Source organism: Afipia sp. GW821-FHT04G03 (assembly GCF_059419985.1).
In genome coordinates, this window is the sequence record NZ_JBWKSV010000001.1 from 1,112,689 (window position 1) to 1,129,863 (window position 17,175).

The 17,175-nt window shown below is 59.5% G+C and carries 17 protein-coding genes; 4 read left to right on the forward strand and 13 right to left on the reverse strand.

The window, feature by feature from the left end:
- Positions 1 to 213: 213 nt before the first annotated feature.
- Together AC07UB_RS05455 and AC07UB_RS05460 are read right to left on the reverse strand one after the other, a co-directional pair.
- Positions 214 to 1,194: a c-type cytochrome gene (locus AC07UB_RS05455; protein ID WP_494651828.1), complete on the reverse strand. Its 981-nt coding sequence runs from the start codon at positions 1,192 to 1,194 to the stop codon at positions 214 to 216.
- Entirely contained in the window at positions 1,191 to 2,009 is an 819-nt protein-coding gene (locus AC07UB_RS05460; protein ID WP_494651827.1) for a c-type cytochrome, read from the reverse strand. Before AC07UB_RS05460 ends, AC07UB_RS05455 begins: the two co-directional genes overlap by 4 nt.
- On the opposite strand from AC07UB_RS05460, the gene AC07UB_RS05465 reads away from it, so the two are divergent.
- Positions 2,008 to 3,140 (forward strand): IS3 family transposase gene (locus AC07UB_RS05465; RefSeq protein WP_494651826.1). Its coding sequence is split into 2 segments (ribosomal slippage): positions 2,008 to 2,263 and positions 2,263 to 3,140, totalling 1,134 coding nucleotides; the frame shifts between segments, so codons are not numbered across the junction. The two genes, AC07UB_RS05460 and AC07UB_RS05465, sit on opposite strands and share 2 nt — an antisense overlap.
- A 133-nt stretch (positions 3,141 to 3,273) precedes the next feature.
- Here the strand turns inward: AC07UB_RS05465 and AC07UB_RS05470 are convergent.
- The 8 genes from AC07UB_RS05470 to AC07UB_RS05505 form a co-directional block, all read right to left on the reverse strand.
- Positions 3,274 to 4,722, reverse strand: a complete 1,449-nt coding sequence (locus AC07UB_RS05470; protein WP_494651825.1) for a bifunctional metallophosphatase/5'-nucleotidase — start codon at positions 4,720 to 4,722, stop codon at positions 3,274 to 3,276.
- Positions 4,723 to 4,732: 10 nt separating this feature from the next.
- Positions 4,733 to 5,143 (reverse strand): DUF302 domain-containing protein, encoded by a 411-nt coding sequence (locus AC07UB_RS05475; protein WP_494651824.1) that lies wholly within the window; start codon positions 5,141 to 5,143, stop codon positions 4,733 to 4,735.
- Positions 5,144 to 5,333: 190 nt separating this feature from the next.
- Positions 5,334 to 5,816 carry a DoxX family protein gene (locus AC07UB_RS05480; RefSeq protein WP_494651823.1) on the reverse strand — a complete coding sequence of 161 codons (483 nt, stop codon included), beginning with the start codon at positions 5,814 to 5,816 and terminating at the stop codon, positions 5,334 to 5,336.
- 219 nt (positions 5,817 to 6,035) lie between these two features.
- Positions 6,036 to 6,425 carry a rhodanese-like domain-containing protein gene (locus AC07UB_RS05485; RefSeq protein ID WP_494651821.1) on the reverse strand — a complete coding sequence of 130 codons (390 nt, stop codon included), beginning with the start codon at positions 6,423 to 6,425 and terminating at the stop codon, positions 6,036 to 6,038.
- Entirely contained in the window at positions 6,415 to 7,335 is a 921-nt protein-coding gene (locus AC07UB_RS05490) for an MBL fold metallo-hydrolase (RefSeq protein WP_494651820.1), read from the reverse strand. Before AC07UB_RS05490 ends, AC07UB_RS05485 begins: the two co-directional genes overlap by 11 nt.
- 30 nt (positions 7,336 to 7,365) lie before the next feature.
- Entirely contained in the window at positions 7,366 to 8,166 is an 801-nt protein-coding gene (locus tag AC07UB_RS05495; RefSeq protein ID WP_494651818.1) for a sulfite exporter TauE/SafE family protein, read from the reverse strand.
- Positions 8,167 to 8,185: 19 nt separating this feature from the next.
- Positions 8,186 to 8,704, reverse strand: a complete 519-nt coding sequence (locus AC07UB_RS05500; protein WP_494651816.1) for a rhodanese family protein — start codon at positions 8,702 to 8,704, stop codon at positions 8,186 to 8,188.
- Positions 8,688 to 8,993: an ArsR/SmtB family transcription factor gene (locus AC07UB_RS05505; RefSeq protein WP_494652673.1), complete on the reverse strand. Its 306-nt coding sequence runs from the start codon at positions 8,991 to 8,993 to the stop codon at positions 8,688 to 8,690. Before AC07UB_RS05505 ends, AC07UB_RS05500 begins: the two co-directional genes overlap by 17 nt.
- A 309-nt stretch (positions 8,994 to 9,302) precedes the next feature.
- Between AC07UB_RS05505 and AC07UB_RS05510 the strand changes: the two genes are divergently transcribed.
- From AC07UB_RS05510 to AC07UB_RS05520, 3 genes are all read left to right on the forward strand, one after another.
- Positions 9,303 to 10,790 (forward strand): multicopper oxidase family protein, encoded by a 1,488-nt coding sequence (locus AC07UB_RS05510; RefSeq protein ID WP_494651814.1) that lies wholly within the window; start codon positions 9,303 to 9,305, stop codon positions 10,788 to 10,790.
- 236 nt (positions 10,791 to 11,026) lie between these two features.
- Positions 11,027 to 11,794: a substrate-binding domain-containing protein gene (locus AC07UB_RS05515; protein WP_494651813.1), complete on the forward strand. Its 768-nt coding sequence runs from the start codon at positions 11,027 to 11,029 to the stop codon at positions 11,792 to 11,794.
- Positions 11,795 to 12,541: 747 nt separating this feature from the next.
- Entirely contained in the window at positions 12,542 to 13,663 is a 1,122-nt protein-coding gene (locus AC07UB_RS05520) for an acyltransferase family protein (protein ID WP_494651811.1), read from the forward strand.
- 3 nt (positions 13,664 to 13,666) lie between these two features.
- Here AC07UB_RS05520 and AC07UB_RS05525 read toward each other — a convergent pair whose 3' ends face one another.
- From AC07UB_RS05525 to AC07UB_RS05535, 3 genes are all read right to left on the reverse strand, one after another.
- On the reverse strand, positions 13,667 to 14,455 hold the full coding sequence (locus tag AC07UB_RS05525; protein ID WP_494651809.1) for an enoyl-CoA hydratase/isomerase family protein: 789 nt from the start codon (positions 14,453 to 14,455) through the stop codon (positions 13,667 to 13,669).
- Positions 14,456 to 14,528: 73 nt separating this feature from the next.
- Complete coding sequence (locus tag AC07UB_RS05530) at positions 14,529 to 15,902, reverse strand: MFS transporter (RefSeq protein WP_494651808.1); 1,374 nt, start codon at positions 15,900 to 15,902, stop codon at positions 14,529 to 14,531.
- 175 nt (positions 15,903 to 16,077) lie between these two features.
- Positions 16,078 to 17,151 (reverse strand): substrate-binding periplasmic protein, encoded by a 1,074-nt coding sequence (locus AC07UB_RS05535; RefSeq protein ID WP_492792887.1) that lies wholly within the window; start codon positions 17,149 to 17,151, stop codon positions 16,078 to 16,080.
- Positions 17,152 to 17,175 lie beyond the last annotated feature (24 nt).

Consider the following 17,175-nt stretch of genomic DNA (forward strand, 5'->3'; position numbering starts at 1 on the left):
GCCGTCGGTTGCGAGCCAAAACACTTGTCCAGACTTAGGACAGAATGAGGAACCGGCCGCGTGGCGTGACGGTCGGCTCCGTGGGTCGTCATCTAACGCCTGTACGGAGCCGGCCGACCCTGTCGGACCCTGTCAATTGTCTCGGTTGGTCACAGTCCTCTATAACGCCGGGCGCTTCAAGCGACCGTCGATCACAGGCGTGCGCTGACCCACTCATTCCCTTGGGCGTGCCCCGAGTGAACCGTTCTGGCCAAGTACGACGCCATTCACCAATTGGCCATACATCGACATGGGGGAATCGTGGTACTTCTTGCGGGTGTCGGCAACCGAGCCCGAAAATCGCGGGTCTTGGGGACGCTCCTGACTATCGATAAACGTCGCCACGTCCCAGGCTTCCTGATCGCTGAGCGTGTTGCCTTGGCTTAGGGGCATGTTCGCTTTGATAAAGCCGGCTGCGTTCGAAATGGAGCTCATGCCGGCTCCCCAGTTGTACGAACGCTCGCCCCACAGGGGCGGAAACACCATCGTGCCGTCGGACGAGTTTTGTCCCTGCCCCGTCGCGCCGTGACAGACAGCGCATTTTTGCGCATAGACCTGCGCTCCACGACCATAGTCGAGACGCGCGGGCTTCGGTAGTTTCGGGTAACCCCGGCCAGGCAAATCAACCCCGGTCGGCGCGCCCTTTGCCAAGAAATAGGCATAAGTTTCGATTGCGACGAGAACGTTGTCGCCCAAGGGCGGCGCCTTCCCGTTCATGCTATAACGAAAGCAGCCCTGTACTCGCTCCTGAAATGTGTTCACGCGCCTGTCCTTGTCGCGATATGCCGGATAGGCGACGTATGCGGCCCAGAGAGGCGCGGAGTTTGCGAGCCGGCCTCTGTCGATATGGCAGTTCGCGCACTGAAGCGCGTTACCGACGAATTCCTTGGCGTTGTTCTGAGTATCATGGAAAATATCCGAGCCGAGCCTGATCATTTTGCCGAAGTCGTCGTCGGGTATTTCGTCGTCGCGCGGAGGCGTGAACACCTGCTTCGCCTGAGCGCCCTTGTCGGCCGCTTTTGTGTCCTTCGACATTGATATCTCCGCGGTCTTCGAGCTTTCCGGCCGCGGAAGAGAATAGCCGACAAATCCGGCCAGCCCGAGAAAGAGCAAGCCCGCTGCCCAGGTTTGCAGGTTGGGTTGGCTTTCGCTCATGGCGTGGTTCCTTTTGGCCCTGCAGATGCCGAACTGATTACTGGCAGGCTGGCATAGTATGCGGCGACTGCGGCCATCTGGGCTTCATCGAGCTTGCTCGCGATTCCCGTCATCAAATTCAACGGGTCGTTGCCGCGCTTACCTTCTCTCCACGCTTTGAGCTCTTTGACAATGTATTCGGCGGATTGAGCGGCAAGCTTCGGAAACGAATCACCAACGCCTTGTCCGCCCGGACCGTGACATTGCCCACAGCCCGGCAAGCCCTTGGACCAGTCTCCTCGCAGCGCGAGGGCAGCACCTATGGCGAGGGTCTTGTCGTCCGGCTTTTTCGGCTCCTGCACTTTAGGGGCCGACAATCCGCCGTAGAAAGATGACACTGCTTTACGCTCGTCCACGCCAAGCGCCTTGGCGATGGGTTGCATGGTTTCACTTTCGCGTTTTTTGTCGGCGAAATCGTTGAGCTGGCGCAGAAGATATCCGCTATTAAGTCCAGCAAGCCTCGGATAAGCGGCATCGGGCCGCCCCTCGCCTTGGTCGCCATGACAGGCGGAACAGGCAGGCGCCCCGTTGCTGTTGCCGTTGGCAGCTAGATGTCCACCCTCGGCCGCACTCACGGTGGCACTGAACGGCGGGATGATGAAAAAGCCGGCCGATATAACCAACGCGACAAGTCCGACAGACCTCGCCGTCCGAGCGTGCAAATTTTCTGGAGCTTCCGCGCTTTGCGTTAGAGCCGGCTCCGCAAATTTGAACAGGTCGCTAAGTGGAATTTCTGCCTGACAGCGGCGATAATCGCCGTGAACAGGAGAGACCATGAACAGACGACCGCGCCGGAACCACACACCGGCCTTCAAGGCGAAGGTGGCGCTTGCCGCCGTCAAGGGCGACCGGACGATAGCCCAGCTGGCTGAGCACTTCGATGTCCACCCCAATCAGATTACGGCCTGGAAGGCCCAACTGGAGGGAGGCGCTTCCGGGGTTTTTGGATCTGGGAGCGTGGCGCCGGCGGCACCGGCGATCGACGTAAAGTCGCTGCACGCCAAGATCGGCGAACTGACGCTGGAGAACGATTTTTTAGAAGGAGCGCTCACCAAGGCGGGATTGCTGAGCGCAAAGCGATGATCGACCGTGAACACGATCTACCGATCACAAAGCAGGCGGAGGTTCTGCAGATCAGCCGCGGCAGCGTCTATTATCTGCCGCGCCCGGTGCCGGACGCCGATCTCGCGATCATGCGGCGTCTCGACCGGCTGCACCTGGAGTTTCCCTTCGCCGGTTCGCGTATGCTGAGAGGCCTGCTGGCTCTCCAGGGGGTCAAGATCGGCCGCCGGCATGTCAAGACGCTCATGCGGCGGATGGGCATAGAGGCGCTCTATCGCCGCCCGCGCACCACCAAGCCCGAGCCCGGCCACAAGATCTATCCGTATCTGCTGCGCGGCATGGCGATCACGCGGCCGAACCAGGTCTGGGCAATGGACATCACCTACATCCCGATGGAGCGCGGGTTCGTCTATCTCGCCGTCGTGCTCGATTGGGCAACTCGCCGGGTTTTGTCGTGGCGGTTGTCGATCACGATGGAAGCGGCCTTCTGCGTCGAGACGCTGGAGGATGCCCTGGCTCGTCACGGCAAGCCGGAGATATTCAACACCGACCAGGGCTCGCAGTTCACCGGTGCGGCGTTCACCGGCGTGCTCGCCAACAACGGCATCGCCATCAGCATGGACGGCAAGGGCGCATGGCGCGACAACGTGTTCGTCGAACGGCTGTGGCGCAGCGTCAAATACGAAGAGGTCTATCTGCACGCCTACCAAAGCGTCAGTGAGGCTCGCGCCTCGATCGGCCGATACCTGGACTTCTACAATGGCCGCCGACCGCATCAGAGCCTTGACGACGCCACACCAGATCAAGCCTACTTCAACCAGCCGCCATTCCGCTTGGCGGCTTAACCCCGGCAGACGTCCACTTTTCGACGCGGAGATTCTGTTCAGACAAGCGGGACCGGCTCTGTTCTCCCTTGATCATCGAATGGTGGTCGCGACTGGAATGCCAAGATGTATGTCCTGTCGTTTCTGCGATGCCTCACACAGGTATGAAACGTCCCAGCCCCTCGTCAGGCGCAACCGGTTGCCTCCGAAAATAATCTCGCAGAGCATCGATCGCCTTCACCGGCAAGTCTTGCCTGTTTCGACCAAATTTCTGCGGCACAGCTTGGGCTGTCACGAAGGCTGACCTATAGCTGCGTCCCGCCGAAAGGGCCGCGCCTGCCGTGAAGATGTGCTCGATCCGATGGCCTGGGGGATTTTCGAGCTTGCCGTAGATGGTTAGTCCCCTGAAGCGCTTTAGATAGCCGCCCATCTGCCCGAATGGGTCGGCTGAAAATGTTCGCTCAAGGCTCTCCTCCATCATCTCCTGGATTTCCGCGCCGGTAAGGTCCACGGTCGAGATCGGCGGATTGGCCGGAATGATATTCCAAAGGTCGTTTATGGTAACCGGGCCTGGTGGGATCGGTGCACCATATCGCCAGCCATTTGAAAACGCGAAATCCGTCCCGCCAGCCTTCGCGACCGCCGCGAGTAGAAGATCGTCCATCGATGCGGAAAGGATTGTGTCGCGATGCAATCCGATAGCTGTATTGCCGACGTTCTCTGCCTGCATGGCGCGATTGGGCCTCATTACGTCGTCAACCAGGCGCTGCATCGCATGTTCCGGCTCTATAGACTCTTCGACGGGAATGAGCCGATGCCGCACATCGACGATCCTGTAATCGCTCACCTTCAGGTCCAACCGTCCGATAAAGGAGCCATGGCAACCGGACTGCATGATGAGCGTGCTTCCGATCCGGGCGGGGCGTTCGAGCCGATTGTGAGTGTGGCCGCTGAGAAGGACGTCGATGCCCTTAACCGAGGCCGCGAGCTTGACATCTTGAGGAAAGCCCAAATGCGATAATACGACAATCAGGTTGACTCTCTCGCCGCGCGTTAGCCGATCGATCTCTGCAGGCAGCTCATCCAGGCCCAAGGTGAAGCGGAGGCCCTCGCTGAAATGTGGCGGCATGCTTTTATCAATGATCGTCGCTGCGATGCCAATCACGCCGAGGCGCAATCCGGCGCGCTCTAGAACCACGGATGCCGGGAAAGCTCGGTCGCCGGTCGCCTTGTCGTAGCAGTTGATGGCGAGCATCGGATGGTCAAGTCGATCGACCAACTTGCGGAAGTGCGCAGGGCCCCAAGCAAACTCCCAATGTGCCGTCATAGCGTCGAGTTTCAGCGCGTTGACGAGCGGGATCAAAGCTTCGCCGCGACTTACGACGGCGGGGTATGTCCCATGAAACGTATCGCCGTTGTCGAGGACCACGACCCCATCGGGATTTTCACGCCGCGCGGTATTTAACAGCGCAGCGATTCGCGCGTATCCTCCGAGCGTGGGGTAGGACACTTTACTTCCACTCCATACAAGCTCTGGATGGGATTCCAGGTAGCCATGTGTGTCGTTAATCTGAATAATCGTCAGATTGCAGGTTTGTGTCATTCGACCCCCGCTACGCTGGCGGACCTTGCTTGGCTCCAATGTCTGCAATTACTTCCTGCAGCGCAGCGCGGACGCTTGCTGCAATTCCGGCGAGCTTGGGGTTCTCGATCGCTTGCATAGACGCTACCGGATCCACCGCTGAAATTTCAGTACGGCCCGAATGATGCTCTTGCAGGACTACGTTGCATGGAAGCATGGTGCCGATTTTATCCTCAGCTTGTAGTGCCTGATACGCCATTTTGGGGTTGCAAGCACCTAAGATGCGGTAAGGGCGAAAGTCCACATCGAGTTTCTTCTTCAGTGTCGCCTGCACATCAATCTCGGTGAGCACACCAAAACCATGTTTCTTCAAGGCTTCGGTGGTCGCAGAAACGGCTGCTTCCATCGGTAAATCGACGGTCTTGGAAAAGTGGTATTTCACGAACGTTTCTCCTATGCGCAGTGGAATGTTGGGTTGGCTTCATTGTTAACGATGCTCGACGGCTAAGGTTCACGGAAATCGCGAATGCCTTGGGTGGACTACAGCCTCTCATCGGTCGCGCTCGAATCCGCGGTGACGCCAGGAATACGCCGTAGTCGCAATTCCTTAGCCGCGGCCGAGAGGCGATTTCCTAGCTCGCCCGCGCACGTTTTCTCGAACTCCTATCGGTGGGTTCAACGGCTAATGCAAAAGCTCGGTCGATCGCAACCGCACCCGATCCGTTAAAGACGAAATGAATCAACGCGCCCAGGATAGCGATATTCTTGAACAGCGGCCCGGCGTGGCCCGGAGCAAGGTGCATTGTAATCGTAATGGGCACCAACGTCACGAAAAGCGCAACGGATGACAGCCGGGTCATAAATCCAACAGCAAGCGCGAAGCCGGCCGGGACGAAAATAGCTCCGGAAATCCAGAGCAAGACAGATGGATCGCCAATCGTATTGATCGTATTTGACCACGGTGATTCAGCTATCCGCTCAAGCATCTGACGGTGCTCCACGAAATGTCCAAGCCCGCCAATGATGAATATGAGGCTGAGGCAAACGCGAAAAACCAGGTCCGAGAAATTTGAGTTTGTTTTCAAGAACCGCTGTAATTGCGTAATAAATGTCACTCTTCAATCCTTGAAATGAATGGCCCAGAGGCACGCCAATTAACGCTCTCGTTTATCGGCCAGAGGACAGGTACTTGGCGAGCGCCGCACCTGCCAACACCAGCACCACGATGACGACGATCCATGTTAGGCCCATGCCCCACATCATTCCTCCGCCTGTACCGTCCATCATTGTCTTGGGTCCTTCTGTTAGATTGCACTAGGACGTCACGATCCGACTCACGCCGCGCTTTCGGTTTCGCCGCCCGCCTTTTGCATTGCCGAGAATCCACCGGCCAAATGCGAGACGTTGGCGATACCGATGCTCTTGAGCGTCTTGGCAGCCAGCGCGGACCGATTGCCGGAAGCACAATAGAGCACCACCCGCTTGCCGCTGCTCAACGGCTTCACATGAGTTGGGCTGTCGGGGTCGGCATGGAATTCCAGAAATCCGCGTGAGGCATGCACTGAACCCTTGAGAACGCCGGTCTTGCGCCGTTCATCGGCTTCCCGGACATCGACGAATACCACATTCGGGTCGCCAATCAGTTTCACGGCGGCGTCCGCGGAAAGCGTCTCGACCTCCGCCGTGGCCTCGGCGACGAGTTCTTTTGCGCTCTTAATGTTCATGGTGGTCTCCTTCATTCCAGGGCGCGCCTTCGAGCGCCCCAAGGGGGATTTTGAGATAACGCCGCCCGTTCGATTCTGGATCGGGCAGCCTGCCGCCTCGAATGTTCACTTGCAGCGATTGCAATATCAGTTTCGGCATAGGCAGTTTCCGGTCACGGGCCTGCCGAAGCGCAACGAACTCTGCTTCGCTCTTCGCCTCTCTAAGGTGAATGTTTTCGGATTTCTGCTGTCCCACCGTACTTTCCCAGGCGGGCTGGCGCCCACTCGGCATGTAGTCGTGTCCGGTGAAGACCTTGGTGTCATCTGGCAGCGCAAGAATCCTCTGGATACTCCTCCAAAGTGCGTGCGCATCCCCACCCGGAAAATCGGCGCGTGCCGTTCCGAAGTCTGGTTGGAACAGGGTGTCATGAACGAAGACTGCATCTCCGACACGATAGGCGATCGAGGCGAGCGTATGCCCCGGCGTAAACATCACCTCGACATCACAACTGCCTATTTTGAACCGCTCGCCATCGACGAACAGCTTGTCCCATTGCAATCCGTCAGTCGGGAACGTGTCGGGGTAATTGTAGATTTCCTTCCATAGCTTCTGCACTTCGACGACCTTTTCGCCGATCGCAGTCGGGACGCCCGTTTTGCCCTTGAGGTAGGCCGCTGCCGAGAAGTGATCGGCGTGCGGATGTGTGTCGAGAATCCATTCGAGCATGTAGCCCTCCTTCCGCACATGGGCGAGTAGTTCATCGGCCGACCACGTGGCTGTTGAGCCGGACTTTTCATCAAAATCGAGAACGGGGTCGACAATGGCGCAGTGCCGGGTCTCGGGATCCGCGACAACGTACTGCACACTGAAGGTGCGTTTGTCGAAGAACCCCTGGACAATTGGAAACCCCTGTAACTCAGACTTCACCATACAACCGTCCTTTCCCGAGATAAGAGATTTTCAAGCCGCGAACAGCGGCACCGTTCCGCGCACGACGACGTAGAGGCCGACCAGAATAACCAGGCCAGCGAACGTCAGACTGAGTGCCCGCTTCCTTGCTGCGAGCGCTTTTCCGAACGCGACGCCGGCTATGCCGCCAACCAGGCCGCCGAGAACGAACAGGCCGGCGATCGGCCAGTCGATCATCCCGGAGACGGCATAGCTCGCTGCAGTTGCCGCCCCGAACGCCGCGACGGCAACGAGAGACGTGCCAATGGCCATAGTCAGGGGCATCCCGGTCGCAAGCATGAGGCCCGGCACGATCAGGAAGCCGCCTCCAATTCCGAAGAAACCCGAGAAAAGTCCGACGGAAAAACCGATGCTCAGGAGCAGCGGCAAAAGCTCGCGCGCCGTTGTCATTGACAATCGCACCTCCGGATTCCCCGCCGTACTGCGTTTGCGCAGCATGGTAATTCCCACGATGATCATCAGCGCGCCGAACAGGACCAGGAGCTTCTGCCCATCAAGCGCTTTGGCTATCGTTGCGCCCGCAACCGCCCCGAACACGCCGGCTGACGCAAAGACGGCCGCACAGCGCCATTTCACATTCCCGGCGCGGGCATGGCCCACCACGTTGCCGAGTGCGCTCATAGAGACCGCAATGGCGCTTGTGCCGATTGCGACATGTGGCGACGTGACCCCGACAGCGTAAACCAAAAGAGGAACTGCCAGGATCGACCCGCCGCCGCCCACAAGGCCGAGCACCAGGCCAACAACTCCGCCCGAGATTGTGGTCGCAATACCGACAGCAAAGTCCATCATGGACGAGCGGCGCTCCCTGTCAGGCCCGAGCCATTCGGTTCCACGGAGCAAGCGCGAGCATTCGGGCCATGCCGCATGTCCCGGTTGTCCCGGCAAAGACCAAACCGGCGCCGACGAACCCCGACAGGGCGTAGAATCCCGGATGCAGCAGCGCGCCCAAACCAACGCCAAGAACCACGAGGCTGCCTGCGGCGATCTGAACCTGCCGCATCATTTCGATCGGTCGACGAGGGTCTCTTAGAACCGGCAGCCCTGCCGCTTTCCAGGCATCCAACCCTCCACGCAAAATGTAAGCGTCGCCGCCGGCAGCAGCCGCGAGCTTTTCGGCCGCTGCGCCGGTTCGGCTTCCCGACCGGCAATGAAAAATGAGCTGCTGAGCCTCGTTCCGATCCAGCGGTGTGGCAAGACGGGACAATGGAACAAGCTTGGCATTGGGGATGCGTTCGCGGGCGTGTTCGTCCGGCTCGCGGACATCGATCAGCAACGCGCCCTCATTGATGAGACGCAATGCTTCCTGTGGATCAAGATGTGTGGTCATTTGCGTTTTCCTGATTTCCGGTCGGCTTGCAAAACAGCCGATGGAGCGTGGTTAAGAGCTCTTCGACCCGCCCGTCGGCAATTCGGTACCAAATCGTTTGGGATTCTCGTCGAAACGTCACAATTCCCTCCTCACGCATTTTCGAAAGATGCTGGGACAGTGCGGATTGGCTGATGCCGACCGCATCGACAAGAGAACCCACGGTCGCTTCGCCATATTCGACCAGCTTGCACAGGATCATCAGCCGACGCTCGTTTGCGAGCGCGCGGAGTATGCCCGCCACTTCCATGGCGTTTTTCTCGAAGTCCGCGGGGTTCAACACAGTCGTCAAATTGTCGCTCCTGCAGCGATTAGCAATTGCTAATTTAGACTATCGTGATATTAATTCAAGTGCCCTAGGGCCGATTTCTCGTCCGGGAACAGCATTTGCCCCATGGTTAAACGCTGTTCCGGAGGGGGAGCTGGTCGGTCTCACCCTTGCTCGCGCTTAAGTACGGAACCCAAACAACATTAGATACTTCTAATTTTTAGCGGCGTGTCCGTGTCTCACCACCGTGCCATGGGTTCGAATGACATCAATTGACCAGCAGGCGTACCTATGAAACTCAGCCGTCGATCCGTTCTTGCCGGTGCCGGCGCTATAGGCGCAGGTGCCTTCACGTCTTACTACGCCGGTTGGACAGCGGCAGATGCGGCAGCGGAACGGCAGCCCCTGCGGATTCCTCCACTTATTGACGCGCGGAAGGAAGGCAACGCGGTTGCGCTGCGCGTTCAAGCGGGCGCTACCGAATTCTTTCCAGGACGTGCGAGCGCCAGTTTGGGATACAATGGGAGTTATTTGGGTCCATCAATTCGAATCTATCAGGGCGACAACGTCGAAATTGCCGTAACCAACAAGCTGAAGGAAGACACTACAGTTCATTGGCATGGCCTTCTCATCCCTGCCGAACTCGACGGCGGGCCCCATCAAATAATCGCCCCCGGCGACACTTGGCGCCCAAGGTTGCCCATTCACCAGCCTGCCGCCACTCTGTTCTATCATTCTCACATCCACGGGCGGACTGGAGCGCAGGTGTATTCCGGGCTGGCAGGCTTGCTGCTTGTTACCGATGAGGCCGAGCGGGCTCTGACGCTGCCCTCTGAATATGGTGTCGATGACCTTCCCGTTGTCATTCAAGACAGGCAGTTCGAGGACGGGCTAATGGTGCTCCCGCAAGGAATGATGAACATGATGCAGGGACGTCGTGGCAATACGATCTTGGCCAATGGTACGCCGAACGCCACGGCGCGTGTTCCAAATCAATTGGTGCGTCTGCGACTGGTAAATGGTTCTAACGCCAGAATCTATGACCTTTCCTTCAGCGACAATAGAGCGTTTCACTGGATCGCAAGCGAGGGTGGCCTACTCGATCGCCCAATGAGCGTCCGTTCGCTCACACTTGCGCCGGGTGAGCGCGTCGAGGTGTTGGTGGACTTTTCGAATGGCCAAGCCGTGTCTCTCAAGACCGATCCCGACACCAACATGCCGATGATGATGGGACCGCTGGCACAAGCACGTAATTTCGCGAAGGAAATTCTTGGCGGTCAAGGCGAGACGGTTTTGCAGTTTTCCCCTGTTGGGGCCCCAGGCACCCCCAGCAAGATTCCGGAGCGCCTTGTCGAGCGTCCGCGTGCAGATCCATCGAAAGCCAACACACGACGCCGATTCGTACTGGGCATGGGCATGGGGGGTATGATGGGCGGTGGGACGGGGTCGGGTGGCGGCATGGTCATCAACGGTCGTCCGTTCGATATGAACCGCATCGACGAAAACGTCCGGCTAGGTGAAACCGAAATCTGGGAGGTATCGGGAGAAATGATGTCCCACCCTTTCCATATTCACGGAGTGCAGTTCGAGGTCCTTAGTCGCAACGGCAGCAAGCCAATCCTTCGTGATACCGGTGCTCGCGACACCGTTCTCGTGAGAGAGCCAGTAGAATTACTCGTGCATTTCAATCAGCCTGCCGAAAAGGCGCCATTTATGTATCACTGTCATATCCTGGAGCATGAGGATAACGGCATGATGGGGCAGTTTCGGACAATCTGACATCGACTAAGCGGCCCAGAATGCCCGAAGCGTTGACCATCGTCTTTTCGACCCTACCGCGGGAGCACCGACGCTTGCGGGGGGGTTCCTCGCCTTCGGTCTATCGACCCGATTGCCCTCGTGGGTTTCTCGAAATCGACGCTTGTTGAACCTGATGACCGGACCGACACCCTAGTGGTGTAAAAGTTCGCGGGGGCTGGGCCAGATCGTGCATCTATACGCAGAAGGAGAGAAGCATGCTGCGATTTCTAGCGCCCCTTGGTCTTGTATTCTTGATCTTTACCGGAATGCCATCCCGCGCTGAGCCGGCTGTCCATGTCTTTGGTCCAGGCGGTCCGGCTCCGGCCATGAAAGAGGCCGCTGAGGCCTTTGGAAAGAAGTCTAACACGAAGGTGGAGGTTGTATCCGGTCCGACCGGCGCGTGGCTTGAGAAGGCTAAGGCCGAAGGGGACGTCATCTACAGTGGCTCCGAGGTCATGATGACCGATTTCGTGACCGCAATGAGCGGGCAGATCATCGAGGAAACTATTACGCCACTTTACCTCAGGCCGGCCGCCGTCCTTGTACGCCCCGGCAATCCCAAGAGCATCAAGGGATTTGCAGATCTCCTCTCGCGCGAGCTCAAGGTGCTCGTCGTGAACGGGGCGGGACAGCAGGGTTTGTGGGAAGACATGGCCGGGCGCACGGGGGAGATTGCCAAAGTGAAGGCGCTGCGCGCCAAGATCGTAGCGTTTGCGCCCAACAGCGCCGCAGCCCGGCAAACGTGGACCGAGCGCCCCGATATCGACGCCTGGATCATCTGGACGATTTGGCAGGTGTCGAACCCTTCCCTTGCCGACCTGGTCGAGGTCGAGCCGGAATATCGAATTTACCGGGACACGGGCGTGGGCCTCACCCGTCGAGGTCAGGGCAATCCCGCGGCCAAGGAGTTCGTCGCTTACCTGCGCTCTCCCGAAGGCGCCGCGATCTTCCGCAAGTGGGGCTGGATCGCCCAATCGCACTGATCCACCAACTCTCCCGCCTTTCACCATTGGCCGGGAAGCTCTAATGGAGAAGCTCTAATGGAATCGTATGCCTCTGAACGATAGGCACTTTCTCATCGTTTCGGCGGCTCCGGCCGGCGGCACGAGCCGAGCAAAAGCGAGGCCGTGGAAGGTTGAATTCGATTAGGCCCGACCGCGTGTGGAATCGAATATGCGCCTACCGTTCGAGCCGTTTTCCGAAAGGACGAGTCGACCCGGTCTCATCCGCCTTGCACGCACAGGCCTGACGTTACGACTGTCAATTTCTATGACTAGAACTGTACGTTCTGCCGCCAGGCCGCCTCACCGGGAGCGAGTTTGAACACGGCGTTGCACGAAGGCCGCTCGAAAAACGGTAGAGAACAATCAGCAAGTCCCACCATGATCAGTGCGTGGTTTGACTCTGAGGCTGCGCACCATGGTTCTCTTTGGATTTTCTTTGATTTCCCGGTGCACACATCGTGCACACGTCGGCCTCTAACTATTTGATAAAATTGGACTCTCGCTCCAGTCCATCATCGGGGCCACGGAGAATCTGTGCTGCTGAAATTCCTGCATTTTTTCCTGAGAATGCCGGCGCGGTGAGGCACCTCTTACGATAGAAAATAGGACTTTTCGACCCGTTTCAAAGCCGGAAAACGGGAATGAAGGGCTGATATTCTCGCGGGATATTCGACCTCCGGCCCCGTTTTGGCTAAAACACGCCGAACAGCAACCGATCAAGACACCATGACCAGCCAACGACTGACCGCTTTGGACGGCCTGCGCGGGGTAGCGATCGTGCTGGTGATGGGATTCCACTATTTCTATCACCTCGAGTCGTTTTACTACAAATCGACGCTGTATCCCTACGGCGAGACGTTCAGCAATGTCGTGATCTTCAAATACGGCTACATGGGCGTCGAGCTGTTCTTCATCATCTCGGGCTTCGTGATCGCGATGACGCTGGAATCCTCAAAGTCGTTGCTCGATTTCGCGATCCGCCGATTTGTCCGTATCTGGCCCGCGCTGATCGTCTCCGCCGTGATTACCTTCTTCCTCCTGAACTGGTCGGACGCGCCGTTCGCCCTCACCCGCCGCCAGTTCTGGCCGAACTTCCTTCCGTCGCTCACGCTGACGCCGACCTCGCTGTGGTCCGGGCTGTTTCCGAAAATTGATTTCGTCACCGGCGTCTACTGGTCGCTGGTGGTCGAGATCCGGTTCTACATGATTGCGCTGATCCTCTACTGGATGTTCGCGCGGCGGAATCTTGCGCGCAATCTCGTCATCTTCACGGTGGCGATCTACATCGTTCGCGCGCTGCTCCGGCGCTGGCTGCCCGGCTACAACGGCGTTTATGATGCGCTGTTCATTCCCGACTACATGCCGTGGTTCGCCGCAGGCGCGGTGTTCTATGAACTGTACAAGGAGCGCCTTACAAAGAGCGCCGCTCTCGTCATGCTTGCGGTCGCGTATGCGATGATCGCGCGGATCAGCATCAACTACGCGCCGATCGGCCGCGATCCGGTTGTCGCCAGCAGTTTCGCGCTCATATTCCTCGTCCTGTTCTGGTTCCTGGCGACCAAGCGGGCTTCAATGAGCATTTTTGAAATACGGCCGCTGGTCTGGATCGGCGAGTGCAGCTACTCGATCTATCTCTACCACTATGCGGTGGGAATGGTTCTGATCTCGCAGGTCTCGAAGACCATCGGCCTCGTGCCGCAGCTGTTGCTGGTGGCCGCGATTTCCCTGCTGGTGCTTGTCGTCGGGCGCATCTCCTACGCCACGGTTGAAAATCCGAGCCGGCGATGGCTGACAAGGCTGTTTATCGGGCCGCCGCAGAAACCTGCGACGGCGACGTCGGCCGCGTAAATTTTACTTGCCGATAAACGTCGCCGGGCGCTTGGCGAGAAACGCGCTGACGCCTTCCGCAAAATCCGCCGTGCCGATACACCGGCCGAAAGCCGCGGCCTCGGCGGCAAGCTGATCGTGCAGCGAGTTGTCCAGCGAACCGCGCAGCAAGGCCTTGGCTTGCCCGAAAGCGAACGTTGGTCCTTCGGCAAGGCGGCGCGCGAGCTTGTCGGTCTCGCTCGCCAGATCCGCCGCAGGCACCACGCGATTGACGAGGCCGAGCCGCAACGCTTCAGGCGCATCGTAGACGTCCGACAACAGCGCGATCTCCATCGCCTTGCGCAAGCCGACAAGGCGCGGCAACGACCACGATCCGGACCCATCGGGGCTGGTTCCCAGCTTCGCGTAAGCCAGCGTGAAGATCGCGGTGTCGGCGGCGATAGCGAGATCGGTCGAAAGCGCAATGCTCATCCCTGCCCCGGCGACCGCGCCTTGCAGACTGGCGATCACCGGCTGCGACAGCCCCGCCAGGATTTCGAGGCCCTCATGCAGCGGCTCCATAATGGTCGGCACGCGCACGCGCACCTCGTCCGCCGCGCCCGCGAACGCGGAAATGTCGCCGCCCGCCATGAAAGCGCGCCCCTCGCCCGCAATGACCACGACGCGAATTGCCTTGTCGGCGGCTACGCTTTTGCACGCCGAAAGAAAGGCGTTCGCCGCCTCGACGCTGAGCGCGTTCAGGACCTTGGGACGATTGAACACGATACGCGCGACGGGCCCATCGACCTTCAGAAGTACTGGCTGATCTGACACCGGCTGATCCGACACTGGACACCTCCCCTAGGACTGTTCTTTGAACAATCGGTAGGACGGAAAATCCGGAGCGTCAACGCACCGTCAGGCGCAGGAAACTCATGACGCAGCCGAGGGCGGCGAAACCGGCGCCCAGCGCGAGCGCCCATGTCGCGCCCCCATGCCCGGCAAGACCGAAGCACAGCGCGGCCAGCGCCGCCCCGACGGTCTGGCCGGTCAGGCGCGCGGTTGCCACGAGGCCGCTGGCGCCACCGCTGCGGCTCGGCGGCGCACTGCTCATGATAGCTTTCATGTTGGGCGACTGGAAAAATCCGAAACCGCAGCCGCAAATCGCCATGCGCCATACGATGTCGATCACAGTCGGCTCGGCGGGCAGCATGGCCAACAACGCCATTCCGATGCCGAGCAGCAGAAGTCCGAGGCCGCCGAGCAAGCCCGCCGGCTGCCGGTCGGACAGACGCCCGGCGATCGGCGCCATGATGGCGACCACCACCGACCACGGCGTCATGAAGAACCCGGTTTCGACCTGGCTGCGATGAAGGACATCCTCGAAGTAGAACGGCAGCGACACGAACGCCAGTCCCTGCACCGCGAACGAGCAGACCGCGGTCGCGACGGACAATGAGAACATCGGCCTGCGAAACAGGTCGATGGGGAGCATCGGCGCCGGATGATCGGCCTGCCGGCGGATGAGCAGCGCCCCGAAGATCACCGCCCCGACAAGTTCGGCGATGACGACGACAGCCGACGTTCCGTGCGCGGCGCTGCCGATTCCAAGAATGAAAAGACACAGGCAGATCGAGGTCAGCACTGCGCCGAGCATGTCGAAAGCATGCGGCGCGCGCGGCGTCTGCGGCAACGTCTTCATGCCGATCAGCATCGCGGCGACGCCGAACGGAATGTTGATCGCGAACAGCCACGGCCATGATGCGACCGACAGAATGCCCGATGCGAGTGCCGGGCCGATCGTGAATGCAACCGCAACCACCAAGGCGTTGTTGCCGAACCCACGCCCGTGAAGATTTGAGGGATAGACGAACCGGACCAGCGCCGTGTTCACGCTCATCACCGCCGCCGCACCGAGCCCCTGCAGAATGCGCGCGATCAACAAGGTGGGCAACGACCACGCCAGCGCGCAGGCAAGCGACGCAATCGTGAACAGCAGCAGCCCCCAAAGATAGATGCGCTGATGGCCGACGATTTCACCAAGGGCTGCCAGCGGCAGCAGCGTCGCGACCATGGCGATCTGGTAGACGTTTACGACCCAGATCACGTCGGCTGGCGTTGTGTGGAGGTCAGCCGCGATCGCCGGAAGCGCGATATTGGCGATCGCGGTGTCGAGCGCCGCCATGGCGAGCGCTGTGAAAATCGCAAAAACCGCCCAGCGTCTGCGTTCGGGAGGAAGACCGTCGGTGACGGGCGCGGGCTTCGCCGAAATTGCGTCCATCTTGAACCTATTACCGATGCGATTTGGGGCACTTTGCAGAAAGCGTCTGTAGCCGGTCTGCGTTCTGCGCTGCACTGGCGGCGCTGCATGTGGCATATGCAAGGCGCGGTAAACCGGGCAAACCGCGCCCCTCACGAAACCGTTACGTTGAGATGGTTCGCGGCCTCCCTCGCGATCAGGGTGAACTCAGCGAGTCTTCGCCCAGATAACGGATTCTCGCATCGCTCCATGCCTCCTTCTGCATCGCGTCGAGGATGGCGATCGACAGCGACTTTCTGAGCTTGCTGTCCGGCGGCAGCGCAAATGCATAGTTCTGCGTCTCGATTGAGATATCCAGCAGCTTGAGGCGTGACGCGTAGCCCTGACGAATAGCCCATGTCAGCAGCGGCTTGTCATAGACGAACGCATCGAGGCGGCCCGCGCGCAACGCCTTCAGTCCCTCGCCGGGCGTGTCGTAGGGCTGGAATTTGAGCTTGCGGCGCAGGAGATCGCCCTCGGACGATGTTCCCTTGACGGTGCCGACGCGAACGGCCGCGAGGTCGGAGATGCCGTAGATCGTTCCCTGGATCTGGGATGTCGTCAGCACCGACGTCACGCCGGCGGTGAAAACCGCAATCGTGATCACCGACACCACCAGCCAGATCACCGCGACACCACGGCCGAGGATCGTCTGCGGGCCTTTCTCCGCCGACGACCGCTGGGTCATGGCCAGCGTCGACCACCACACGCTGGAGCTGATGCCCTTGGTGATGCTGCCGCCGAAATATTCGTTCTGCCGCCGCTCCAGCAACCAGACAAGAATGCCGGCGCCCAGCGTCAGCCCAATCAGCGCAAAGATGGCTTGCAGGAAATTGAACGAGGTCAGCGCCCGGCGCAATGTGCCCCAGTTCATCACGCTGACGATCGGAACGGCGATGCCTGTCCCGGTCGAATAATAGGACTGCGTGAAATCGAGAGCTTTCTCGCGCTCGACGGTGACCGTGATCGCGCCGATCGCCACATCGAGACGGCCGGCCGCCGTTTCCTGAATCAGCTCGGGCATGTCCCGAAGTTCGGTAAAACGAAATGCGTGGTTCGTCGCTTTCGCGACTTGCCGCCAAAGCTCGATGCTGAGGCCCGACCATGCGCCGTCGGCCCCCTTGAACGCGAACGGCGGCGCGTCCTTGACGCCGACCACGAGTTCGCGCTTCGCAACGGGCGATGCCTTCTGCGACTGCGCATGCGCGAGCGGCAGACAGGACAACAACATGAGCGCGAGACACGCTATCCTCAG

Excerpts from the sequence above, each read along its gene's own strand:
- AC07UB_RS05455 (WP_494651828.1), bottom strand. The coding sequence starts at position 1,194 with ATGAGCGAAAGCCAACCCAACCTGCAAACCTGGGCAGCGGGCTTGCTC.
- AC07UB_RS05460 (WP_494651827.1), bottom strand. The coding sequence starts at position 2,009 with ATGGTCTCTCCTGTTCACGGCGATTATCGCCGCTGTCAGGCAGAAATT.
- AC07UB_RS05470 (WP_494651825.1), bottom strand. The coding sequence starts at position 4,722 with ATGACACAAACCTGCAATCTGACGATTATTCAGATTAACGACACACAT.
- AC07UB_RS05485 (WP_494651821.1), bottom strand. The coding sequence starts at position 6,425 with ATGAACATTAAGAGCGCAAAAGAACTCGTCGCCGAGGCCACGGCGGAG.
- AC07UB_RS05490 (WP_494651820.1), bottom strand. The coding sequence starts at position 7,335 with ATGGTGAAGTCTGAGTTACAGGGGTTTCCAATTGTCCAGGGGTTCTTC.
- AC07UB_RS05495 (WP_494651818.1), bottom strand. The coding sequence starts at position 8,166 with ATGATGGACTTTGCTGTCGGTATTGCGACCACAATCTCGGGCGGAGTT.
- AC07UB_RS05500 (WP_494651816.1), bottom strand. The coding sequence starts at position 8,704 with ATGACCACACATCTTGATCCACAGGAAGCATTGCGTCTCATCAATGAG.
- AC07UB_RS05505 (WP_494652673.1), bottom strand. The coding sequence starts at position 8,993 with ATGGAAGTGGCGGGCATACTCCGCGCGCTCGCAAACGAGCGTCGGCTG.
- AC07UB_RS05510 (WP_494651814.1), top strand. The coding sequence starts at position 9,303 with ATGAAACTCAGCCGTCGATCCGTTCTTGCCGGTGCCGGCGCTATAGGC.
- AC07UB_RS05515 (WP_494651813.1), top strand. The coding sequence starts at position 11,027 with ATGCTGCGATTTCTAGCGCCCCTTGGTCTTGTATTCTTGATCTTTACC.
- AC07UB_RS05520 (WP_494651811.1), top strand. The coding sequence starts at position 12,542 with ATGACCAGCCAACGACTGACCGCTTTGGACGGCCTGCGCGGGGTAGCG.
- AC07UB_RS05530 (WP_494651808.1), bottom strand. The coding sequence starts at position 15,902 with ATGGACGCAATTTCGGCGAAGCCCGCGCCCGTCACCGACGGTCTTCCT.
- AC07UB_RS05535 (WP_492792887.1), bottom strand. The coding sequence starts at position 17,151 with ATGTTGTTGTCCTGTCTGCCGCTCGCGCATGCGCAGTCGCAGAAGGCA.